Source organism: Rhizobium chutanense (genome assembly GCF_002531935.1).
Classification (GTDB): domain Bacteria; phylum Pseudomonadota; class Alphaproteobacteria; order Rhizobiales; family Rhizobiaceae; genus Rhizobium; species Rhizobium chutanense.
Window position 1 is genome coordinate 315,373 of sequence record NZ_NWSV01000004.1, and the last position, 22,475, is coordinate 337,847.

22 protein-coding genes are annotated in these 22,475 nt (G+C 64.3%); 15 read left to right on the forward strand and 7 right to left on the reverse strand.

Annotation, left to right across the window (positions count from 1 at the left end; translation table 11 throughout):
- The first annotated feature begins 9 nt into the window (after window positions 1-9).
- Window positions 10-720 (forward strand): Bax inhibitor-1/YccA family protein, encoded by a 711-nt coding sequence (locus tag CO666_RS08805; protein WP_085739705.1) that lies wholly within the window; start codon window positions 10-12, stop codon window positions 718-720.
- Between the two features lie 124 nt (window positions 721-844).
- On the opposite strand, the gene CO666_RS08810 is transcribed toward CO666_RS08805, so the two are convergent.
- The 4 genes from CO666_RS08810 to repA form a co-directional block, all read right to left on the reverse strand.
- Complete coding sequence (locus CO666_RS08810; protein WP_097611675.1) at window positions 845-1,978, reverse strand: RHE_PE00001 family protein; 1,134 nt, start codon at window positions 1,976-1,978, stop codon at window positions 845-847.
- Between the two features lie 180 nt (window positions 1,979-2,158).
- The gene (gene repC, locus CO666_RS08815) at window positions 2,159-3,373 is read right to left on the reverse strand and encodes a plasmid replication protein RepC (protein ID WP_097611676.1); all 1,215 of its coding nucleotides are present in this window, start codon (window positions 3,371-3,373) and stop codon (window positions 2,159-2,161) included.
- A gap of 154 nt (window positions 3,374-3,527) precedes the next feature.
- Window positions 3,528-4,520, reverse strand: coding sequence for a plasmid partitioning protein RepB (repB, locus tag CO666_RS08820; RefSeq protein WP_097611677.1), 993 nt, complete (start codon window positions 4,518-4,520; stop codon window positions 3,528-3,530).
- The gene (repA, locus tag CO666_RS08825; RefSeq protein WP_097611678.1) at window positions 4,517-5,713 is read right to left on the reverse strand and encodes a plasmid partitioning protein RepA; all 1,197 of its coding nucleotides are present in this window, start codon (window positions 5,711-5,713) and stop codon (window positions 4,517-4,519) included. Before repA ends, repB begins: the two co-directional genes overlap by 4 nt.
- Window positions 5,714-5,915: 202 nt before the next feature.
- Here repA and cobF point away from each other — a divergent pair, with 202 nt between their 5' ends.
- The 5 genes from cobF to CO666_RS08850 all read left to right on the forward strand — a co-directional run bounded on the left by cobF (window position 5,916) and on the right by CO666_RS08850 (window position 10,260).
- Complete coding sequence (gene cobF / locus CO666_RS08830; protein WP_097611679.1) at window positions 5,916-6,680, forward strand: precorrin-6A synthase (deacetylating); 765 nt, start codon at window positions 5,916-5,918, stop codon at window positions 6,678-6,680.
- 73 nt (window positions 6,681-6,753) lie between these two features.
- Window positions 6,754-8,136, forward strand: coding sequence for a precorrin-3B synthase (gene cobG / locus CO666_RS08835; protein ID WP_097611680.1), 1,383 nt, complete (start codon window positions 6,754-6,756; stop codon window positions 8,134-8,136).
- Window positions 8,137-8,138: 2 nt separating this feature from the next.
- A complete protein-coding gene (locus CO666_RS08840; RefSeq protein WP_097611681.1) occupies window positions 8,139-8,771 on the forward strand; it encodes a precorrin-8X methylmutase in 633 nt (210 codons plus the stop codon).
- Entirely contained in the window at window positions 8,768-9,499 is a 732-nt protein-coding gene (locus tag CO666_RS08845; RefSeq protein ID WP_097611682.1) for a precorrin-2 C(20)-methyltransferase, read from the forward strand. The genes CO666_RS08840 and CO666_RS08845 overlap by 4 nt, the downstream gene beginning before the upstream one ends.
- The gene (locus CO666_RS08850) at window positions 9,496-10,260 is read left to right on the forward strand and encodes a precorrin-3B C(17)-methyltransferase (RefSeq protein ID WP_097611683.1); all 765 of its coding nucleotides are present in this window, start codon (window positions 9,496-9,498) and stop codon (window positions 10,258-10,260) included. Before CO666_RS08845 ends, CO666_RS08850 begins: the two co-directional genes overlap by 4 nt.
- On the opposite strand, the gene CO666_RS08855 is transcribed toward CO666_RS08850, so the two are convergent.
- Window positions 10,224-10,994, reverse strand: coding sequence for a cobalt-precorrin-6A reductase (locus CO666_RS08855; RefSeq protein WP_097611684.1), 771 nt, complete (start codon window positions 10,992-10,994; stop codon window positions 10,224-10,226). The two genes, CO666_RS08850 and CO666_RS08855, sit on opposite strands and share 37 nt — an antisense overlap.
- Between CO666_RS08855 and cbiE the strand changes: the two genes are divergently transcribed.
- Together cbiE and cobM are read left to right on the forward strand one after the other, a co-directional pair.
- Entirely contained in the window at window positions 10,993-12,225 is a 1,233-nt protein-coding gene (cbiE, locus tag CO666_RS08860; protein WP_097611685.1) for a precorrin-6y C5,15-methyltransferase (decarboxylating) subunit CbiE, read from the forward strand. The two genes, CO666_RS08855 and cbiE, sit on opposite strands and share 2 nt — an antisense overlap.
- A gap of 4 nt (window positions 12,226-12,229) precedes the next feature.
- A complete protein-coding gene (gene cobM / locus CO666_RS08865) occupies window positions 12,230-12,988 on the forward strand; it encodes a precorrin-4 C(11)-methyltransferase (protein WP_097611686.1) in 759 nt (252 codons plus the stop codon).
- Between the two features lie 220 nt (window positions 12,989-13,208).
- Here cobM and CO666_RS08870 read toward each other — a convergent pair whose 3' ends face one another.
- Entirely contained in the window at window positions 13,209-14,021 is an 813-nt protein-coding gene (locus CO666_RS08870; RefSeq protein WP_097611687.1) for a TIM barrel protein, read from the reverse strand.
- Window positions 14,022-14,190: 169 nt separating this feature from the next.
- Window positions 14,191-15,219 carry a LacI family DNA-binding transcriptional regulator gene (locus CO666_RS08875; protein WP_097611823.1) on the reverse strand — a complete coding sequence of 343 codons (1,029 nt, stop codon included), beginning with the start codon at window positions 15,217-15,219 and terminating at the stop codon, window positions 14,191-14,193.
- Between the two features lie 132 nt (window positions 15,220-15,351).
- Between CO666_RS08875 and CO666_RS08880 the strand changes: the two genes are divergently transcribed.
- The 7 genes from CO666_RS08880 to CO666_RS08910 all read left to right on the forward strand — a co-directional run bounded on the left by CO666_RS08880 (window position 15,352) and on the right by CO666_RS08910 (window position 22,475).
- Window positions 15,352-16,440 carry a fatty acid desaturase family protein gene (locus tag CO666_RS08880; protein ID WP_097611688.1) on the forward strand — a complete coding sequence of 363 codons (1,089 nt, stop codon included), beginning with the start codon at window positions 15,352-15,354 and terminating at the stop codon, window positions 16,438-16,440.
- 21 nt (window positions 16,441-16,461) lie between these two features.
- Window positions 16,462-16,776: a MocE family 2Fe-2S type ferredoxin gene (locus CO666_RS08885; RefSeq protein WP_097611689.1), complete on the forward strand. Its 315-nt coding sequence runs from the start codon at window positions 16,462-16,464 to the stop codon at window positions 16,774-16,776.
- 11 nt (window positions 16,777-16,787) lie between these two features.
- A complete protein-coding gene (locus tag CO666_RS08890) occupies window positions 16,788-18,014 on the forward strand; it encodes an NAD(P)/FAD-dependent oxidoreductase (RefSeq protein ID WP_097611690.1) in 1,227 nt (408 codons plus the stop codon).
- Between the two features lie 55 nt (window positions 18,015-18,069).
- Entirely contained in the window at window positions 18,070-18,882 is an 813-nt protein-coding gene (locus tag CO666_RS08895) for a 3-methyl-2-oxobutanoate hydroxymethyltransferase (RefSeq protein WP_097611691.1), read from the forward strand.
- Window positions 18,883-18,939: 57 nt separating this feature from the next.
- A complete protein-coding gene (locus tag CO666_RS08900; RefSeq protein ID WP_179869642.1) occupies window positions 18,940-19,878 on the forward strand; it encodes an NUDIX hydrolase in 939 nt (312 codons plus the stop codon).
- 69 nt (window positions 19,879-19,947) lie between these two features.
- The gene (gene nadA, locus CO666_RS08905) at window positions 19,948-20,919 is read left to right on the forward strand and encodes a quinolinate synthase NadA (RefSeq protein WP_097611693.1); all 972 of its coding nucleotides are present in this window, start codon (window positions 19,948-19,950) and stop codon (window positions 20,917-20,919) included.
- Window positions 20,916-22,475, forward strand: coding sequence for an L-aspartate oxidase (locus CO666_RS08910; protein ID WP_097611694.1), 1,560 nt, complete (start codon window positions 20,916-20,918; stop codon window positions 22,473-22,475). The genes nadA and CO666_RS08910 overlap by 4 nt, the downstream gene beginning before the upstream one ends.

Genomic DNA, 22,475 nt, shown 5'->3' on the forward strand with positions numbered 1-22,475 from the left:
GAGATCAGCATGAACCCGATCAATTCCCGCTACGGCGCCGCAGCCGGCACCCAGGCCCTCTTCGACGAGGGCCTGCGCCAGCATATGCTGCGCGTCTATAACTATATGGCTCTCGGCCTCGTCATCACAGGCCTCGTCGCCTTCGTCGTCGGCTCGACGCCGGCCCTCTACGTCCCGATCTTCGGCTCGCCGCTGAAGTGGGTCGTGATGCTGGCGCCGCTCGCCTTCGTCTTCTTCTTCTCGTTCAAAATCCAGACGATGTCGGCCAGCACCGCCCAGATCACCTTCTGGGCCTTCTGCGCCGTGATGGGCCTGTCGCTCGCCTCCGTCTTCCTGGTTTTCACCAAGACGAGCATCGCCCAGACCTTCTTCATCACCGCCGCGATGTTCGGTTCCATCAGCCTCTACGGCTACACGACGAAACGTGACCTGTCGAAGATGGGCTCGTTCCTGATGATGGGTCTCTTCGGCATCATCATTGCCGGCATCGTCAACATCTTCTTGGGTTCGAGCGCGCTGCAGTTCGCGATCTCGGTGATCGGCATCGTCGTCTTCGTCGGCCTCACCGCCTACGACACGCAGAACATCAAGGAACAATATTCGGAAAACTACGATCAGGAATCGAACCAGAAGCTCGCCGTCTTCGGTGCGCTGTCGCTCTACCTGAACTTCGTCAACATCTTCCAGCTTCTGCTCAACTTCACGGGCGAGCGGGAATAGGACTGCGCTTCCGGGGGCAATGGAAGCGCAAGAGCGCCTGGTCTGCCGCCTGTGACAGGATGGCGGACCGGGTGCTCACGTCAAGGAACGGCCGGGCCAACACCTGGCCGTTTTCATTTTCGTTTCAGATGATACCCCAGGCGCGATAGCGGCCGCGGCCGGTGATTTCGCGGATGCCGATCTCGTTGACGAGATTGAGCGCGCCGCGTGGCGTGATCCGCAGATGACGGGCAATCATCGCCGCCGAGACCATCGGCCGCGACAGGATGAAATCGGCAAGTTCGGGCAGACTGCTGTTCGAACGGCGGCCGCGAAAACGCAGCTCCATCTGCGTGCGCGCCAGCGTCAACCGATCGAGTTCCTTGAGCCCGGCCGTGGCGCCCAGATGCATCGCCTCCAGGAAGGCTTGCAGCCGGGTCGCCCGGTCGCGGGCCCGGCGACGCTCATGGCGCACCAGTTTCAGCCCGCCGTAGAAAGAAAACAGATGCGAGGCGACCTTGCCGCGGGCGCGCAGATGGCCGGCGATGAGAAGGCCGCCGAGCCAGTGCTGGCGCCGCAGCGGCTCGATCCTCTCCCAGGCTTCGAACAGGATGACGGCGCCGAGAACAGGCGGCAAGCTGTCGGCCAGCGGCAGCACACTCCGCCACTCCGCCAGCCGCTGCTCCTCGTCCCATTCGTCGTCCCCGAGCAGGCCCAGAGGATCTTCGTTTCGCCTTGCGGGCGGGGCTGCGACCTGCTCGCTTGCCGGCGCCTTTCCCGTATGGATATCGATGAGTTTCTGCGAGCGCGCGAGGATCGCGTCGATCTCCGCCATTTCGGCGGCGAGCGGCCCGTCTTCATCCTCGCCCTCCTCGTCTGCTTCGGCGGCAGCCTCGGGACGCTTCGCTTCCCGCGCGTCGCCCTCCCCTTCCCCGAGCGTCGCCGTCAGCGCTGCAAGCCCCGGCGCTCCCAGCGCCCAGGAGGGTTCGCCGGTCCAGATGCGCCGCCGTGCCCGCAGCACGGAATGGGCGATCGTCAGTTCGTGGCTGGGGGCGCGGCTGTCCATATGCGCATCGTGCAAAACCAGATCCTCGACATGCACGAGTTCGCCCGCCACCCAGAGCGCGCCGGCGGCATCGAAGAAATGGCTGCGTTCGGCAAATCCGCCACCGACCGGCGAGCGCAACACCCGCTCGTCCAGCCGCGCCACCGCATCCTCTGCCGCGGCAAAGGCGGGAAGCAGGGCCTGAAGCATGACACCGTCAATATCGTAGCGCATTGTTAAGCTTTACGGTTTCTCACAAATGGAAGCAAAACGCATGTTTCCTTCCGTCATGTATGACATGGTTAACGGCGTATTTCAACAAAAGGACGGGGGAGGAATTGGCTGAGATGTCTGATCGACCAGCCGCCTGTTCGTTTAGCCGACGCAGCTGGCGCGAAGCTTTTTCACAGCTGTTCATCCGGTTTTCCGCGCTACCGGCCCATTTGCCCGCATCAGCGCCATCAGCATCGGCCCGAGCGAGAACTCGCCGCGCTCCGCCCGCCGTGTCAGATCGCGCAGATAGCCGCCGGCCGAGTTGATATGTCCGCCCCTTTCCAGAATGCAGGCGATCACCGTCGCGGCGTTTTCCGGGCCCATGACCTCGCAGGCCAGCTGATAGGCACTCGGGCTGACGCCAAGCATCGATCGGACGATGACGGCTGCGGCCATCAGATCCCGCCAGCTGCCGACCCCGCCGCCCGGTCCGTAAGCAACGATCTCCGGGCAAGCCTGCAGCACCATGGCAAGCGGGAAGGATTTCGGCGGCTCCCGCCACGGCCGCGTTTCGTCCTCCGGCTTTGCGTCCTGCTTCGATTCGAAGCTTGGTTCAAGTTCAGATATGGGGTGTGGGTTTGAATTATGTATGTGCCGACCGTTTTGGCTGTCATTGGCGTCTGTTTCTTCTGTTTTCGTCTTCAATTCCAGCGTCTTGACGATCATCTCGCGGAAGGCTTCGAGATCGGCCAGCAGTCCTTCCATCTCGACGGCCGACGGGCGGCGCGGCAGGCTTGCGGACAGCAGGTTGAAATGCTGCTGCATCTCGATCCATTCGCCGGCAATCTGCTCTTCCAGCGCGATCTCGATGAGCTTGGTTATATCTCGCCGGCAAAGCGTCAACCGCTCCCGCAGGCGCTTCCATTCGAGCTTGGCAGCCATCACCTCAGCCGCCTGCGCCTCGATCTCGCGGGCGCGGACAAGGAGCGGCGCCACGCTGAAGCCGAAGGCCTCTCCAAGCCCGCCCTCGCCGTTGCGACGGGCAAAACGTTTCCCGTTCGGGCTGTCCCTGCGGATGATCAGGCCGGCTTCGACCAGCATTGCCAGGTTCCGCCGCAGCGTCGTGCCGGCCATGCCGTGCGTGCGCAGCGACAATTGTTCGTTCGAGGGGAAGACGACGAAGCCATTGGCCTCGGCAATCTCGTTCTTCGGGTAGAAGGTCAAGAGCGCGTTGAGAACCGCGAGCGCACGATCGGATACGCCGACCAGCTCCTTTGCTTCGCAGAGCGCGCGAAAGATCTTCCACTTGTCGACCGATGCGTCCGGATCGACCTTGCTGGCATTCTCCTGGCTTGCCAGCATGCCAAGCGTCATCGATCGCCGCCCAAAGGGCGTCGATACATATTGAGGCTCCATGTCCCTCACCTTTTTTCAAGGCAAAAGAAACCTACCACCCAAAAGGATGCCGAAGACGCTTGACAGTGATTCGAGGAAGTGCGATTCTCAGATTGTCCAGATATGAGAAAGGCTTCCGCGGCGGCAACGTTCGGAGGCTTTTTTCTTTTGCGGCCTACTCTCCTGCTTGCAACTTGCCGGCCCGATAGGCTTCGTAAAGCTCATCGAGACGGCGTGAAATGTAAGCGCCGAAATCCGGCGCATCGCCGGTTTTCAACGCGATCGTGAAGGAATTGCCGGCGCTCTTGATTCGGCCGGCAATCCTGCCGCCGCTCTTCGGCTTCCAGTCATATTCCGTGGGTTCGGGCTTCGCCTCTTTTCTGGCGAGTTCGGCAATCAGAAGCTCGAAACGGCGGTCGCTCTCCTCGGCCATGAAGCGTTCCGAGCCGACGAGCTTGGCAAGCCGCGCCGCGGTCATCCCGTTCCAGTCCTGGGCAAGCGCCATCCATTTGCGTCGCCCGATGCCGGGCGCAGCGCCGACCGACCTGACGATCTCGGCCGGGATGGCCCTGGCGACGGAGAGCAGCTTCGACAGCTCCGTCTTGTCGGTCGACAGTGCCTTCATGATGATAGGTCGCTCAAAACCCTTGAGCTCGAGATTGAGCGCAAAGACGGCGCGCTCTATGTAGGAGAGATTGCGGCGCGCCGAATTTTCGATGCCCTGCGCAATGACAACATCGGTATCGTCGAGCTGACGGACGATCGCCTGCACCTTGCGCCCGAGCAGCTTGACGGCCTGCAGGCGGCGATGGCCGTAGGCGATCTGATAGCGCTGCTCGTCATCGGGATGACGGCGCACGAGGATCGGCACTTCCTGGCCGTTCTCGGCAATCGACTGCACCAGCTCGTCTTCGATCTCGAGCTGATCGGCCAGGCGGTCGCGGACGAAGGAGGAATCGATCAGATCGGGATCGAGCTCGACGATGCGTTCGCCGGACAGCAAGGCCTCCTGCATCGCCCTGCTCTCTTCCTCCATGCGTCCGAGGGTCAGCGCCATTGTCCGCACCGGCCCGGCCGATCCGCGTAAAGACGTCTCCTCGTAGTTGGCCGCGGCCAACTCCTGCGCCGTATCGTCGAAGAGGCCTTTCAGGCGATCGCGTCTGCTCATGTGCGGCCCCAGGCTTTGTGAATGCCGGCGAGAACCTCGCTGTTGGCGGCGTTGACCGATTCCAGCGCCCGATCGTAAGTCGAGCGGCGCACCTGCCCCTTCTCGATCTCGAAGAGCGTCTGCTTGGTCAGGCCGGCATCGGCGATCGCCGTCGATTTGAGAATGGTCGCCGTCAGCACGTCGTCGCCGAACAGGCTGCGCAGCAGCGCCACGATCTGCGACTGCGGCGCGTCGAAAGGCTCGTGGCGGGTGACGATGTATTTGATGAAATCATGCTGCAGATCACCGCCGGCCTTGCGCACGACGGAGAGCAGATCCGAAGTCATCAGCAGGAATTGCGACATCGAGGCGACATCGACCATCTGCGGATGGATGGTGATCAGCAGCGATGTCGCGGCGCAGACGGCGCCGAGGGTGAGATAACCGAGCTGTGGTGGGCAGTCGATCACCACGACGTCGTAATCGGCCTCGACCTCGGCAATGGCAACGCCGACGCGGCGGAAGAACAGCTCCGCCGGCTTCTGGCGATCGTTGAGCGCCCGCGGCGTCTCATGTTCGAATTCCATCAGTTCGAGATTGCCCGGCACCAGATCGAGCCCGTCGAAATAGGTCTTGCGGACAATGTCCTTCAGCGGCTTGCGCCCCGCATCGTAGCGGATGGCGCCATAGAGCGTATCGCCGTCGGCAAGATCGAATTCCGGTTGGACGCCGAGCATGGAAGACAGCGAGGCCTGCGGATCGAGATCGATGGCGAGCACCCGGTACCCTTCCAGCGCCAGATACTGCGCCAGATAAAGCGTCGTCGTCGTCTTGGCCGATCCGCCCTTGAAATTGGTAACGGCAACCGTCTGCAGCTTCTCGCCGGGGCGCCGCCAGGGCAGATAGGAAAGCGCATCCTTCGGCTTGAGCTTTGCCATATAATGGCGCAATTCATTGATCTGGCCGAGCGTATAGGAGCGCCGGCCATTCTGCGAAAGCTCCGGCTGCGGGCCTTTGCCATCGAGCGACAGCTGGCGAAGATAGCCGTCGGAAACGCCGATCATCTGCGCCGCCTCGCCGGAGGAGAATGTGCGCAGCGTCTTCTGCGCGAGCGGCGGAAACAGCTTGTCGCGCAGCAGCTTCAGCTGCCGCGAAAGCTGGTTCGCATGCCGCTCGATCCGTACATCTGTCGTCGATACGCTAATGTTGTCCAAAACACTCAATCCTTTTCGATGCGCTTTTCTGTCAACATAGCGTCAAAAAGCGTATCGAAAGTGACACGATTCGGGATTTGCAGCAACAATGGGGCCTTAGCGCCATCCACAGGCTTGGTTGGCCGCGGCCAACTCTTTCTCCCCGGCCTTGCGGCGAGCAGGCTTTTTCGGCAAGACCACCAGGAATCACGGGAGTATCGGCTTGAAGCACATCCTTATCATCGGCATCGGCACGGGCAACCCGGAGCACCTCACCATCCAGGCGATCAATGCGATGAACGCGGCCGACGCGATCTTCCTGCCGGTCAAGGGCGCAGGCAAGGAAGAGCTCGCCGAAATCCGGCGTGACATCTGCGAACGCTACATCACGCGACCGGGCGTCAGCATTTCAGAATTCAAGGTGCCGCAACGCCAGACGACGGAAAGAACCTATGCGCAAAGCGTCGACGCCTGGCACGGCGAAATCGCCCGCATCTATGAAGCGCTGATCTCCGGTCTGCCGGATGAGAGCCGCGGCGCCTTTCTCGTCTGGGGCGATCCCAGTCTCTATGACAGCACGATCCGTATTATCGAACGTGTGCGGCAGGCAGCCGGCCTGGATTTCGACTACAGCGTCATTCCCGGCATCACCAGCATCCAGGCTCTCGCGGCCAGCCACAAAATCCCGGTCAACCTTGTCGGCAAGCCAATCGAGATCACCACCGGGCGCCGGCTGGCGCAGGACGGGCTCCAGGCGGCCACGACTGTTGTCATGCTCGACGGCGAACAGGCCTTTGCCAAGATCGACGATCCCGATGCCGAGATCTTCTGGGGCGCCTATCTCGGCACCGAGGATGAGATCGTCAGATCCGGACGGCTCGGCGATATCGCCGCCGACATTGTGACGCTGAGGGCCGAAGCCAGGCGGCGGCACGGTTGGATCATGGACATCTATCTCCTGCGCAAGGGACGGGATTTCGAGGAATAACCGGCCCAAACCGTTTCCATCATGTTTTGCCGCACCGGCTGCGATCATGTAAGACATGATCAGAGGATTGAGCATGGGAATTGAGGCCGCAACAGTGATCGACAGGACAAGCGAGGCAGACCGGCACGGTCGCCAGGCGGCGAAGATCCGCGCCCGCGGCGCCTGCCCGGCCCTGTCGGCGCCGATGCCGACCGGCGACGGTCTGCTGGTGCGGCTGCGACCGGCCGGCGGCGCGCTGACGCTGTCGCAATTTGCAAGCCTTGCCGGCGCCGCCGCCGCACACGGAAACGGCATTCTCGAGATCACCGCGCGCGGCAATCTGCAGATCCGCGGGCTGCGGGCCGAGACGGTCGGACCGCTCGCTGCCGATATCCATGCCGCCGGGATCGCCGTGCCGGACGGGCCGGCGATCGAGACCTCGCCGCTGCACGGCATCGATCCGGAAGAGGTGAGCGATCCGGCGGCGATGGAACTGGCCTTGCGCAATAGCCTCCCCGAATTGCTCGCCTCGCCGCGGCTTGCGCCGAAACTGTCGATCGTCGTCGACGGCGGCGGAGCATTCCATCTGTCGGCGCTTTCTGCCGATATCCGTCTCGTCGCCGTATCCCACTCGGATTGGCTGCTCGCGATCGACGGCGACGGTGCGACGGCAACACCCGTGGCGACCGGTCCTGCGGAGGCGGCGATATCGGCCGCCGGCGAAATTCTGAGCCTGCTGGCCGCGCTCGGGCAGGGCAGGCGGGCACGGCATATCGATCCGGCGCTGCTGCGGGCGCGTTTTCCCGCTATGGATCAGCTTCGCGCCATTCCGTCACGCGCGGCAAACATGCCGCTATCCGGCCGGCATCGGCTGGCAGATGGCAAAACCGTGCTCGGCGTCCGCCCGGAATTCGGACAGATGCGGGCGCCCGATCTGACCGCCCTGCTCGATCTCGCGGAGGCCCATGGCGCAACAGCCATTCGGCTTGCACCCGGCCGCGGTTTCTTCCTCATCGGGCTTCCAGCAGATACAGTGCCGGCTATGCAGATCGCAGCAGCGGAGCATGGCTTCGGCGCGCAAGCCGGCCAGAGGAGCGAACATATCGCCGCCTGCGCCGGCGCCGGCGCCTGCGGCTCGGCCTTCTACGAGACGAGAACTCTGGCGCGCCGCATCCTTGCCGCAGCCCCCACCCTGTTCGACGGTTCGCTGACGCTGCATCTCACCGGTTGCGCCAAGGGCTGCGCCCATGCGCGGCCGGCGCTGACCCTGACGGGCACCGCCGAGGGTTATAACCTCATCCTCAACGGGTTGGCCGCGGATCAGCCGGACGAACGGATCGCTGGCGGTCGGATCGATTTCGCTATAGAGAGGCTCGCCCGGTCCATCGAAGACAACAGAAGCGCTGGCGAATCGGCTGCCGCCTGCCTTACACGGCTTGGCGCAACCGGCATTTTAGAGGCGCTGCGACAGGAATAGGAATGCCAGACTACGATTATATCCGCAGCGGCGACGCGATCTACGAGCGTTCCTTTGCGATCATCCGCGCCGAGGCCGATCTTTCGCGCTTCACCGAAGAGCAAGCCGAAATCGCCGTGCGCATGATCCATGCCTGCGGGCTGGTCGAGGCGGCGGAGCATTTCGTCTTCTCCGCCGATGTCGTCGGGGCGGCGCGCGCCGCGCTGAAGGACGGGGCGCCGATCTTCTGCGACGCGGAAATGGTCTCCCATGGCATCACCCGGGCGCGGCTGCCGGCGCTGAACGAGGTGATCTGCACACTGCGCGATCCCGCCACACCGGAGCTGGCGCGCGAGACCGGCAATACCCGCTCGGCCGCCGCCATGCATCTCTGGCTCGACCGGCTCGGCGGCAGCGTCGTCGCCATCGGCAATGCACCGACCGCGCTGTTCCACCTGCTCGAACTCCTGCGCGACGGCGCCCCGAAACCCGCCGCGATCCTCGGCATGCCTGTCGGCTTCGTCGGCGCGGCCGAATCCAAGGATGCGCTGGCGGAAAATTCCTATGGCGTCCCCTTCGCCATCGTGCGCGGCCGGCTCGGCGGCAGCGCCATGACGGCAGCCGCCATCAATGCACTGGCGAGGCCCGGCCTATGACGACATCAGGCCGTCTCATCGGCGTCGGCACCGGTCCCGGCGACCCGGAACTGCTGACCCTCAAGGCCGTCCGCGCCATCGAAGGCGCCGACGTGATCGCCTATTTCGCCAAGCAGGGCAGGGGGGGCAACGGCAAGGCGATCGTCGAGCCGCTGCTGAAACCCGGCACGACGTTGCTGCCGCTCTATTATCCCGTCACCACCGAGATCGACAAGAACGACGAACGCTACCGGAGCCTGATCACCGAATTCTACGATCGCTCCGCCGAAGCCGTCGCCTGTTATCTCGATGCCGGGCGCACCGTCGCCGTGCTCAGCGAAGGCGACCCGCTGTTCTACGGCTCTTATATGCATCTGCATGTCAGGCTGTCCCAGCGCTACCCGACGGAAGTGATCCCCGGCATCAGCGCCATGTCCGGCTGCTGGTCGCTGGTGGGCATGCCGATCGTCCAGGGTGACGACGTGCTTTCCGTACTGCCCGGTACGATGGCCGAGACCGAGCTGACCCGCCGCCTGGCCGATACGCAGGCCGCCGTCATCATGAAGGTCGGCCGCAACCTGCCGAAGATCCGCCGGGCGCTGGCGGCAGCCGGCCGGCTTGCCGAAGCCGTCTATGTCGAGCGCGGCACCATGGCCAATGCAGCAATGGAAAAGCTTGTCGACAAGGCCGAAGGCGATGCCCCGTATTTTTCGCTGGTGCTGGTGCCGGGCTGGGAGGAGAGCCGATGAGCGGCCAGCTTTTCGTGATCGGCACCGGTCCCGGCAATCCCGAGCAGATGACGCCGGAAGCGCTTGATGTCGTCGACCAGGCAACGGATTTCTTCGGCTACGGACCCTATCTCGACAGGCTGCAACTGCGCGACGATCAGCTGCGTCATGCCTCGGACAATCGCGAGGAGCTGAGCAGGGCCGAGGCGGCCCTTTCCATGGCAGCTGACGGTGCGAAAGTCTGCGTCGTCTCCGGCGGCGACCCCGGCGTCTTCGCCATGGCGGCGGCCGTCTGCGAGGCGATCGAGAACGGCCCGGCAGCATGGCGCGCGGTCGATCTCACCATTCTGCCCGGCATCACGGCGATGCTGGCGGTGGCGGCAAGGGCCGGCGCGCCGCTTGGCCACGATTTCTGCGCCATCTCATTATCCGACAATCTAAAGCCTTGGAATATAATCGAAAAACGCCTTGAACTGGCGGCGAAGGCAGGCTTTGTCATCGCCCTCTATAATCCGATCAGCCGGGCGCGGCCCTGGCAGCTCGGCGACGCCTTCAAGCTGCTGCGCGACCATCTGCCCCCGGCGACACCGGTTATTTTCGGGCGGGCGGCCGGGCGGCCGGACGAGCGCATCGCCGTCCAACAGCTATCGCAGGCGGATGCCTCGATTGCCGATATGGCGACCTGCATCATCATCGGCTCCGCCGAGACCCGCATCGTCGCCCGGCCCGGCAGGCCGGATCTCGTCTATACCCCGCGTTTCCTAGCGGGAGGAAAGAGGTGATCGATCACCGCCAGCGCCGCTTCGACGGTATCGACCGCCGTGACCGTGGAGGCCGGCGCGCGTGCGACCATCATCACATCGATGCCGAGCAGGCGGGCTGCCTCGATCTTCGCATAGGTGGCGCCGCCACCGCTGTTCTTGGCGACGATGACATCGATGTCGTGCCGCCTCAGCAGATCGCATTCGCCTTCCAGCGTGAACGGCCCACGATCAATCACATAGTCGACATGATCGAGCCCAAGCGGCGGCTCGACAGGGTCGACGCTGCGGACGAGATAGCGATGATGCGGCGCCGCTTCCGCATGATGCGCGCCCTGCCGGCCCGTCGCCAGGAAGACCTTGCGGGGGGAGGGGCCGAGCGCTGCGATGGCCGCCGGAATACTCGGCGCGTCCCGCCAGCGGTCGCCCGGCAGACGCTGCCATTCGGGACGGCGCAGAGCGATCGCAACAATACCGGTGGCCTCAGCCGCAAAGGCGGCATTGGCGGAAATGCGCTCGGCGAAAGGGTGCGTGGCGTCGATCAGCAGCTGATATCCGCCCGCCTTCAGGAAATCGGCGAGCGCTGCAGCGCCGCCGAAACCGCCGACGCGAACCGGAACCGGCTGTGCGGCCGGTTTTTCGGTGCGCCCGGCCAGCGACAGCAGAATATCGCCATCTCCCCGTGCCGCCAACGCTTCGGCGAGCAGACGCGCCTCGCTGGTGCCGCCGAGGATCAGGATGCGAGGTCTTCCCATGTCTGATCTCTCTCCTACATCCGGCCCGCGCTGGCTGACTATTATCGGCATCGGCGAAGATGGTCCAGCAGGGCTGGGCGAAGAGGCGAGGAGGCTGATCGCATCGGCACCCGCCGTTTTCGGCGGATCGCGGCATCACGCGCTCGCCGCCTCGCTGATATCCGGCGAAAGACTTTCCTGGCAGAGCCCGTTCGAGCGCTCGGTCGAGGCCGTGCTCGAACGGCGCGGCACGCCGGTTGTCGTGCTCGCCTCCGGCGATCCCTTCCTCCATGGCGTCGGCGCCACGCTCTCCCGCCATATCGCGGCGGAAGAGATGCGCACCATCCCGGCGCCCTCGGCCTTCAGCCTTGCCGCGTCCCGCCTTGGCTGGCCGCTGCAGGAAGTCGCGACGATCTCGCTGCATGGACGGCCGATCGACCTGATCCGGCCGCATCTGCACCCCGGGCGGCGCATTCTCGCATTGACCTCGGACGAGAAGGGGCCGGGCGAGCTGGCCGCCCTGCTTGCCGCCGCCGGCTTCGGTCAGTCGCAGCTTACCGTGCTCGAGGCGCTCGGCGGTGCTCGGGAACGGCAGAGACGGGCTGTGGCGGCGGATTTCGATCTCGCGGACATCGATCCTCTGAATGTCTGCGCCGTCACCGTTGCGGCAGGGGAGGGGGCTCGCATTCTGCCTTTTGCCGCAGGGCTCGAGGACGAACTGTTCGAGCATGACGGGCAGATCACCAAACGCGAAATCCGGGCAATGACGCTGTCGGCGCTTGCGCCGCGTCACGACGAAATGCTCTGGGATATCGGCGCCGGCTCGGGATCGATCGGCATCGAATGGATGCTCGCCGATCCCAGCCTGAAAGCGATCGCCATCGAGCAATCGCCGGAGCGGGCGGCACGCGTCGCCCGCAACGCCTCCGCCTTCGGCGTGCCGCATCTTGCCGTCATCGAAGGGACCGCCCCCGATGCGCTGAAAGGCCTGCCGGAACCGGATGTGATCTTCCTCGGCGGCGGCGGCAGCGAGCCCGGCGTCATCGACGCCGCGATTGCCGCGCTGAAGCGGGGAGGGCGGCTCGTTGCCAATGCGGTGACGCTGGAGATGGAAGCCATGCTGCTCTTGGAACACGCCAAACGCGGCGGCACGCTGACACGGATCGAAATATCGCGCGCCGCGCCTGTCGGCAGCATGAGCGGCTGGCGGCCGGCCATGCCGGTAACGCAGTGGCGCTGGACGAAAGGATAACGGCATGAGGGTGCATTTCATCGGCGCGGGGCCAGGGGCTGCGGATCTGATCACGGTGCGCGGCCGCGATCTCATCGGCCAGTGCCCGGTCTGCCTCTATGCCGGCTCGATCGTCTCGCCCGAACTGCTGCAATATTGCCCGGCGGATGCGCGTATCGTCGATACGGCGCCGATGTCGCTCGATGAAATCGAGGCGGAATATCTCAGAGCCGCCGCGGCCGGCCAGGATGTCGCCCGGCTGCATTCCGGCGATCTCTCGGTCTGGAGTGCGGTGGCCGAACAGGTGCGCCGGCTGCAAAAACACGGCATCGACTATACGATGACGCCGGGCGTTCCGGCCTTTGCTGCCGCAGCCTCGACGCTTGGGCGCGAACTGACCATCCCTGCCGTCGCGCAAAGCCTGGTGCTGACCCGCGTTTCCGGCCGCGCCTCACCGATGCCGAACGACGAGACGCTGGCGAAATTCGGTGCCACCGGCGCCACGCTGGCGATCCATCTGGCGATCCATGCGCTCAAGCAGGTGGTGGAGGAATTGACGCCGCTTTACGGCGCCGACTGCCCGGTCGCGATCGTCGTCAAGGCCTCCTGGCCGGACGAGCGCATCCTCTCCGGCACGCTCGCCGATATCGAGACAAAGGTTGCGGCCGAACCGATCGAACGCACGGCGATCATCTTCGTCGGCCCGTCGCTCACAGCGGAGGATTTCCGCGAGAGCTCGCTCTATGATCCGGCCTATCAGCGCCGGTTCCGGGGCAGAGAATAAAGTCGAAGATAGGCCGCGCTGGTGGCGCGGCCCCTCGGAGATCAACAACAGGCGATCTTGCTCGCTACGGGCAGCGACAAACCCGCGACGTCATCCTCGGCCTTGTGCCGAGGATCTGCGCACCTCCAATTAAGCATCTGAAAACAAAAACTTTTCTGTCAACAAATTGCAGCGGGCAGATGCTCGGCGCAAGGCCGAGCATGACGGAGAAGACCTTGTCTCAGACCCGCGCGTTGAGATAGTCCATGCTGGCGCGGAGCACGCCGGCCGGGTCCTTGACCGCATGCACCTCGGCTGCGAAGGGCTCGAAGGAGAACGGGCCGGCATAGCCCGCCTGCAGCAGCGCCTTAATCTGCCCGGCATTGTCGAGCCGGTCGTCGGCGCCGACGAGCACACGATGGGAGTCGCGCATGTCGGCAACGGAAACGGCAGGGTCGCTGACGCCCGAAATGTGCACGAGGCCGGCGAGTTCCGGGAAGGTCGCGGCTTCACCGGCAAGGTGATGGTGGAAGGTGTCGTGGACGAGCCTGAAGGTCGATTGTGCGCCGAGCTCCCTGATCGCCTCGGCCGCCTCGGTTTTCGAGCGTAGCGAGCAAATCTCGAAACCAAGCGGCTCGACGAGGCCTGTGATTCCGGCTTTTTCAAGCATCGGCTTCAGCGCCGCCAGAGACTGGCGCAGATTGACCTGGCGTTCGCCGTCGGCACAGCCGGTGCCGTCGTTCTTCGGAACGAGGACCAGCGCCTTGGCGCCGCAGGCGCTGGCATAATCGATCAGTTCCTGCGCTTCGCGCGCACGGGCTTCATTCCACTCGTTGAAACGCTGCAGGGCATTGATCGAGATGATCGTCAGGCCCTGACGGGCAGCGGCCTCTCTGATCGCTTCGGGTTTGGTGCCGTCGAGAATGGCATTGCCGGAAAGGTCGTTGCGGATCTCGACAGAATCAATGCCGAGCGACTTTGCCAGCGCGAAGAAATCATCGATGGCGAGCGACGGCGCGGCCATATGGTTGAGCGCAAAGCGGATCGAAGTCATGACGGATTATCCTCCTCGTCTCCGCGATATCGGCGGAGCAGTTCCTCGTGAATGGGCGAGCGAATCTCTATCGGAATTCCCGAGGCAATCCATCGGTGATCACCCTCATTGCTGCAAGAATGTCAGCCGGAATGATAGAATTCCATCATTTACCGGATGTTCTCTGGCCTCAGATGTTCTCGGAGATATAGATATCGAAAGGCAGGAAGGATTGGCCGGGAACCGCGGCCTCGCCATGCTCGATCGCGCCGAGCATCAGCGACAAAAGCTCCTTGCAGAGCGCCGGCAGCGGGGTGGCGACCACCATGGTGACGATATCGTCGGCAAGACCGGCCTTGCTCTCCGGCGTCAGCTCGTTGACGACAAGCACGATCCGGCCGTCGACGCCTTCCTCGCGGAATGCGGAAATCGCCCCTTCCATGCCGCCGCCGCAGACATAGAGACCGACGAGATCGGGATGTTTCTGCAGCAGCGTCAGCGTCGCCTCATGGGTGATTTCGGCGGTCTCCAGATTGATCAGCGTATCGACGACATCGAACTCCGGCGCATTCTCGCGGAAATAGGAGCGGAAGCCGATCTCGCGCAATTCATGGCCGTGGAAACGATGGCTGCCGACGAAACAGGCGACCTTGCCGGGCTTCTTCGCCGTTCGCGCAATCGTCCAGGCGGCGGTGCGCCCGACCTTGCGGTTGTTGACGCCGACATAGGCGTCACGCACGCCGGTGGCGAGATCGGAAAGCAGCGAGAAGACCGGAATGCCGCGCTCTTTCAATTCCTCGACCGCCGTCGTCACCGCCGGATAATCCGGGCCGACGAGCGCAACGGCCTGATTGCGGGCGCCGAGCGTCTTGATCTTCTCGACGATCGCCGCCGGTGTGGCGGCGGAGGGAAAATCGATCTGCGTCTGGATGCGCGCGCTGGTCACCAAACGCGCTGCGGTTTCGATCTCGCGCACGAAGCTCTGGTAGAAGGCCTGCGTCGGTTTCTGCAGCAGGAAGGCCAGCTTATATTGCGGCAGATCCTCGAAGACGCGCTGCCGGATCAGGCCGACGGCATGATAGCCGATCTCCTGCGCCGCGTCATAGACCCGCCGCGCCGTTTCCTCGCGCACGCGGTGGCGGGCATTGAGAACCCGGTCGACGGTGGCGACGCTGACGCCGGAGGCGCGGGCGAGATCGGATATAGTGGGGCGGCGCATGACGTTCCTGATGGATTCAATCACGAATGCGAGCCATTCATGATTGTTTTTGATAGATTGCATCAAGCCTGCATTGAGCCTCTTCCGAAGTCAACCTATTCTCTTCGGCAACGGCATAACGGGAGGCGGACAATGGCGATCCAGGCAAAGAAACGAGACTACGACCTGCTCGGCGAAAGCGGCCGCACCGCCGTCGAGACGGGGCTGGCGGCAGCCGAATGGTATCACACCGATATTCCGCGCAAGGAGATGAAGGCGCTGATGCAGCGCTCCGATGCGCCGGCGATCCGTGACACCGTCATCTGGCTCGGCAGCATGGTCATCTTTGCCGGACTCGGCATCTACTTCTGGGGTTCGTGGATCGCACTGCCCTTCTTCCTCGCCTACGGCGTGCTCTACGGCTCGGCCTCCGACAGCCGCTGGCACGAATGCGGTCACGGCACCGCCTTCAAGACGCGCTGGATGAACGATGCCGTCTACCAGATCGCCTGCTTCATGATCATGCGCAATCCGGTGACCTGGCGCTGGAGCCATACGCGCCATCACACCGATACGGTGATCGTCGGCCGCGATCCCGAAATCGCCGTCATGCGGCCGCCGGATCTGTTCCGGCTGGTGCTCAATTTCTTCGGCATCCTCGACGCCTGGCATGCGATGGTGGACATGCTGCGTAACGCCTTTGGCGTCATCAGCGCGGCGGAAAAGACCTTCATTCCCGAGATGGAGCAGCCGAAGGCGATCCGTTTCGCCCGCATCTGGCTGGTGATCTATATCGCCACCATCGCCGCCGCGGTCGCCATGGGCTCGATCCTGCCGCTGATGCTGATCGGCCTGCCGCGCCTTTACGGCGCCTGGCACCATGTGCTGACCGGTCTGCTGCAGCATGGCGGCCTGGCCGACAACGTCATCGACCACCGGCTGAACAGCCGCACGGTCTATATGAACCCGATCAGCCGCTTCATCTACTGGAACATGAACTACCACGTCGAACATCACATGTTCCCGATGGTGCCCTACCACGCGCTGCCGAGGCTGCATGCGATGATCAAGCACGACCTGCCGGCGCCGAATCCGTCGATCTTGTCCGGCTATCGCGAGATGATCCCGGCCTTCCTGCGCCAGCTGCGCAACGAGGATTATTTCCTGAAGCGCGAACTGCCGGCCACGGCACGGCCTTATCGCGAAGAATTCCACACCGAGCTGGCTCCGGCCGCGCAATAATCACGATCGAGGGAGGATAAGATGAGCGGAAACTGGATCAAAGTCTGCGGCAAGGAGGAGATCGACGAAGAGGATGTCATCCGCTTCGATCACGACGGGCGCACCTTCGCCGTCTATCGCAGCCCCGACGATGAATTCTTCGCGACCGATGGGCTCTGCACCCATGAACATATCCATCTCGCCGACGGGCTTGTTATGGATGAGATCATCGAATGTCCGAAACATAATGGCCGCTTCAACTACAAGACGGGCGAAGCCAAGGGCGCACCGGTCTGCGTCAACCTCAAGACCTATCCGGTCAAGGTCGAAGGCGGCGCCGTCTTCATCTCGGTCTGAGGGAGGCTGCCGTGGCTCATTTCGTTATCCTGGGCGCCGGCGAATGCGGGGCGCGCGCCGCCTTCGCATTGCGGGAAAAGGGTTTTGACGGCGAGATCACGCTTGTCGGCGCCGAAACTCTTCATCCCTATGAACGCCCGCCGCTGTCGAAAGCGGGGGCCGCCGATGCAAGCGATCCGAAATTCATCGCGACGGTGGAAAAATATGAAGACAGCGGCATCCGGCTGCTGACCGGTCTGGAAGCCAGGGATTTCGACGCGGCATCCAGGACCGTCACGCTTTCCGACGGGACGACGCTTTCCTATGACAGGCTTCTGCTGGCGACGGGTGCCGCCGCGCGCGCTTTTCCCGGCGCGCCGGACGGCAGCGCCCATATTCGCTCGCTGCGGACGCATCATGATGCGGCGGCGCTGCGCGATGTGATGAAGCCGGGGAAGCATATCGCCATTATCGGCGGCGGCTTCATCGGGCTGGAACTTGCAGCGACCGCGCGCCTGCTCGGCGCCGCGGTCACCGTCATCGAGGGGCTGGAACGCGTGCTGAAGCGCGGCGTGCCCGAGGAGATCGCCCATCTCCTGACCGAACGCCACCGCGCCGAAGGCGTCGACCTCCGCTGCGGCGTCTCGATCGAAGCGCTGACTGCGGAAGGCGGCAAGGCGCTGATCCGGCTGTCGGGCGGCGAGGTCATCGAAGCCGACCTCGCCCTGGTCGGCATCGGCGCGCGGCCGAATGTCGAGATCGCCGAAAGGGCAGGGCTCACGATCGACAACGGCATATCAGTCGATCCCTATCTCCAGACATCGGCACCGGATGTTTTTGCCGCCGGCGACTGCTGCTCCTTCCCGCTGTCGATCTATGGCGGCCGGCGGGTGCGGCTCGAATCCTGGCGCAATGCCCAGGAGCAGGGCACATTGGCCGCGGCCAACATGCTCGGCCTCAATGAAGCTGTTTCGTCCGTGCCGTGGTTCTGGTCGGATCAATACGACATGACGCTGCAGATTGCGGGCCTTGCCGAAGGCGCCGTCACGCATCAGCGCCGCGACCTCGGCGCAGGCGCCTTCATTCTCTTCCATCTCGATGCCGGCGGGCGGTTGATTGCCGCCAGCGGCATCGGCCCCGGCAATGCGGTGGCGCGCGACATCCGCCTCGCCGAAATGCTCATCGCCGCCGGCGCCCATCCGGATCCGGCGGCACTTGCAGCCAGCGACATCAAACTGAAATCCCTGCTGGCCGCCTGAGCCGCCGGATATTTTCACCCGATATTTTCACCCAATATTTTCAAGGGAATTGACGATGAAGAAACATAGACGCGCGACCGTCGCCGATCTGCTTGCCGAAAAGGGCAAGCGCCAGCTCACCATGCTGCGTGTCACCTCGCTGGAGGAGGCGGAAGCGGCGGAAAAGGCGGGGATCGACATCGTCTCGGTGCCGCCCTCGCTGCTCGGCCCGGTCTTTCGCGAGATCGCCCCGACGCCCTTTGCCATTCCGGGCCTCGAATATGGCGACCATGTCTCGGCCGAGGACTATCTGCGCGCCGCCTTTGCCGCGCTGAAGGCCGGCGGCGACGCGGTCTATTGCGCCGCCAGCCTGCAGACGATCCGGCGCATGCGCGACGAGGGCATCCCGGTCTGTGGCCATCTCGGGCTGATCCCATCGAAGGCCACCTGGACTGGCGGCTTCCGCGCCGTCGGCAAGACGGCGGCAAGTGCGGCCGAGATCTGGCGGCAGACCAAGGCGCTGGAAGAGGCCGGCGCCTTCGCCGCCGAAATCGAAGTCGTGCCCGCTGATGTCGCTGCCGCCATCAGCAGCAACACCTCGATGCTGATGATCTCCATGGGCGCCGGCAGCGGCTGCGACGCCCAATATCTCTTCGCCGACGACGTGCTCGGCGCCAATCGTGACCACTATCCCCGCCATGCCAAGGTCTATCGCAACTTCGCCGCCGAACACGACCGGCTGCAGCGCGAACGCATCGCCGCCTTCAGCGAATTCGCCGAGGATGTCAAAACAGGCGCCTATCCGGAAAAGCGCCACAACGTCGGCATCGACGAGGCGGAACTGAAGGTTTTCCTGCAGCAGTTGAGAAGTGAGACGGGGAATAGGTGAGGGCGCTGGGGAGAAGGGGGAACCTACCGTTGGCTTCCGTCCCGCCCTGTGTCAGGAATGATCCGTTCGACCCAACCGGAACGGAGTATTCGGGCCCCTGTGACGATCGGCTTTGCGCATGCGGAATTGATTGCGGTGCTCGTCGCGGTGACGGGGGACGAGCCGCGCGTGATGACGATCCGTTCCGGCAATGCGCTGCCGTCAGGCCCCTTCGAAATGGGCCATCGCACCCTGCAATCGGGCCTGCGCGAATGGGTGCAGGAGCAGACCGAGCATCCCGTCGGCTATCTCGAACAGCTCTATACCTTTGCCGACCGCGACCGGAACAACGATATCCCGGGCGGTCGGACGATCTCGATCAGCTATCTCGGCCTCGTCAACGAGCAATCGGGCGCCGGGCGGCCGGGATGGCACGGCTGGTACGAATATTTTCCCTGGGAAGATCATCGGCAGGGCCGCCCGGTGGTGCTGGATGAGATCATGGCGCGCCTGAAGGCCTGGGCCGATGCCGATCCGCCCAGGCGCGACCACCGCCATCGCCGGGCGGATTTCACCTTCGGCCTCGACGGCGGCGGCTGGAACGAGGATCTGGCGCTGCAGCGCTACGAACTGCTTTACGAGGCGGGGCTCGTCACTGAGGCCGGATGCGAAGCGGAGACCAATCTCGGCCGGGCGATGTTTGCCGATCATCGCCGGATTCTCGCGACCGGAATCGCCCGGCTGCGCGCCAAGATCAAATACCGCCCCGTCGTCTTCGAGCTGATGCCGGAGAGTTTTACCCTTCTGCAGCTGCAGCGCGCCATCGAGGCGCTCGCCGGCCTGACGCTGCACAAGCAGAATTTCCGCCGGCTGATCGAACAGCAGGAACTGGTCGAGGAAACCGGCGGCACCGAAAGCGAAACCGGCGGCCGGCCGGCCAAGCTCTTCCGCTTCCGCCACACGGTGCTCGAAGAACGGGCGTTGGCCGGAACGAAATTACCGCTCTCCCGCAATTGACATATGCTCATGGTGAGAATATCTATTTGTCCATGATATGCTCAAACAGAGCATAATTAGGAGCCGGCCATGAATCATCCTGTTTCCGCATCCTCGCTCTATGAACGCGTCAGCCGCGTCATTCCCAAAGCCGAATGGATGACCTTCGAAAACGACGTCGACGCCATCCTCGAACTCAAGCGTCGCCGCAACGCCGTCATCCTCGCCCATAACTACCAGACGCCGGAGATCTTTCACGGGGTGGCCGATATCGTCGGCGACAGCCTGGCGCTCGCCCGCAAGGCGATCGAGGTCGACGCCGATGTAATCGTGCTGGCCGGCGTGCATTTCATGGCCGAAACCGCCAAGCTGTTGAATCCCGAAAAAACCGTGCTGATCCCCGATCTCGGCGCCGGCTGTTCGCTGGCGGATTCGATCACGCCCGAGGATATTGCCCTGCTGCGCCAGGCCCATCCCGGCGTGCCTATTATCACCTATGTCAACACCTCGGCCGCGGTGAAGGCCGCCTCCGACATCTGCTGCACCTCGGGCAATGCCAAGCAGGTGGTGGAATCGCTCGGCGTGCCGAAGGTGCTGATGATCCCCGACGAATATCTGGCGCGCAATGTCGCCCGCGAGACGGATGTCGAGATCATCGCCTGGCACGGCCATTGCGAAGTGCATGAACTCTTCACCGCCGAGGATGTGCGCCAGCTGCGCGAAAACCATCCCGGCGTCACCGTGCTCGCCCATCCCGAATGCCCGCCCGAGGTGGTGGCGGAAGCCGATTTCGCCGGCTCCACCGCCGTCATGTCGGATTATGTCGGCAGGCAGAAGCCGGCGCGCGTCGTGCTGCTCACCGAATGTTCGATGAGCGACAATGTCGCCGTCCACCACCCCGATGTCGAGTTCATTCGTCCCTGCAATCTCTGCCCGCATATGAAGCGGATCACCCTTGCCAATATCCGCGCCGCACTTGAGGAAAACCGCCACGAAGTGACGGTCGATCCGGCGATTGCCGTGGCCGCGCGCCGTGCCGTCGAAAGGATGCTGGCGATATGACCGAGCTTCTCGAGCACCTTGCCGGACGCACGGTCATCGTCGGCAGCGGCCTTGCCGGGCTGATGACCGCGCTGACACTGGCGCCGGAACCCTGCGTCATCGTCACCCGCGCCGCCCTCGGCGCGGAGACGTCGAGCGCCTGGGCACAAGGCGGCATTGCCGCCGGCATGGGCGCCGACGACAGCGCGGCGCTGCATCTGGCCGATACGCTTGCCGCCGGCGACGGCCTCTGCGATCCCGCAATCGCCGCCGGCATCGTTGCCGAAGCACCGGCGGCGATCGCCGCACTGGAGCAGGCCGGTGTGCGTTTCGACCGCAATGGCGCGGGCAAACTGTCGCTCGGGCTGGAGGCCGCTCACAGCCGCCGCCGTATCGTCCATGCCGAAGGCGACGGCTCGGGTGCGGCGATCGTCGCCGCGCTGGTGCGGGCGGCCAAGCAAACGCCCGCCATATCCGTGCTCGAAGGTTTTGAGGCGCGGCGGATTCTGCTGGATGACGAGCGCATCGCCGGCCTGCTCTGCGCGACCCCGAGCGGCGGCGCCATTCTGCCGACCTCGAAGCTGGTGCTCGCCACCGGCGGCATCGGCGGGCTTTATGAGGCCACCACCAATCCGATGGGCAATTTCGGCCAGGGGATCGCGCTTGCCGCAAGGGCCGGCGCCGATCTCGCCGATATGGAATTCGTGCAGTTCCATCCGACGGCGCTCGATTCCCGCCGCAAACCCCTGGCGCTGGTCAGCGAGGCGGTGCGCGGCGAGGGGGCCTTGCTCATCAACGAACGCGGCGACCGGTTCATGGCCCGCATTCCAGGCGCCGAGCTTGCGCCGCGTGACGTGGTGGCGCGCGCCATCAGCGCCGAGATCGCCCGCGGCGGCCGGGTCTTCCTCGATGCCCGCGCGGCCCTCGGCAGCCGGTTTGCCACACGCTTTCCCGTCATCGCGGCCCTTTGCGGCGAGGCCGGCATCGACCCGGCGGCAGACCTCATTCCCGTGCGCCCGGCCGTTCACTATCACATGGGCGGCGTTGCCACGGACGCGAATGGCCGCAGCTCGGTTCCCGGCCTCTGGGTCGTGGGCGAGGCGGCCTCGACCGGCCTGCACGGCGCCAACCGGCTCGCCAGCAATTCGCTGCTGGAGGCGGCTGTCATGGGCATGCGGGCGGCGCGCGACATCTCGGCCATGCCGGCAGGCTCTGCCGGCGCCATCGTCGCCGAGAAGCTGCCGGCACCGGCCGATGCATCACTCGTCCGGCCGATCGTCTCGCGTCATCTCGGTGTGCTGCGCAACGCCGGTGCGCTGGAGGACGCGATCGCCGCATTGCTGCCGCTTGCCGAAGGCAACGGCCCTGCCGCCGATCCGGCTATCGTGGCGCTCTCGATCGCCGTCTTTGCCAGCCTGCGGATGGAATCGCGCGGCGCCCATGCCCGCACCGATTTTCCGCTGAAGCTTGCCCAGGCGAACCGGCGGCAGATGCGCCTTTCCCAAGCGCTGGAGATCGCCCGCGCCACGGCGCCCTATGCCTTTGCCCCTCGCTACGCCCTTGCAAGGAGTGCCTGA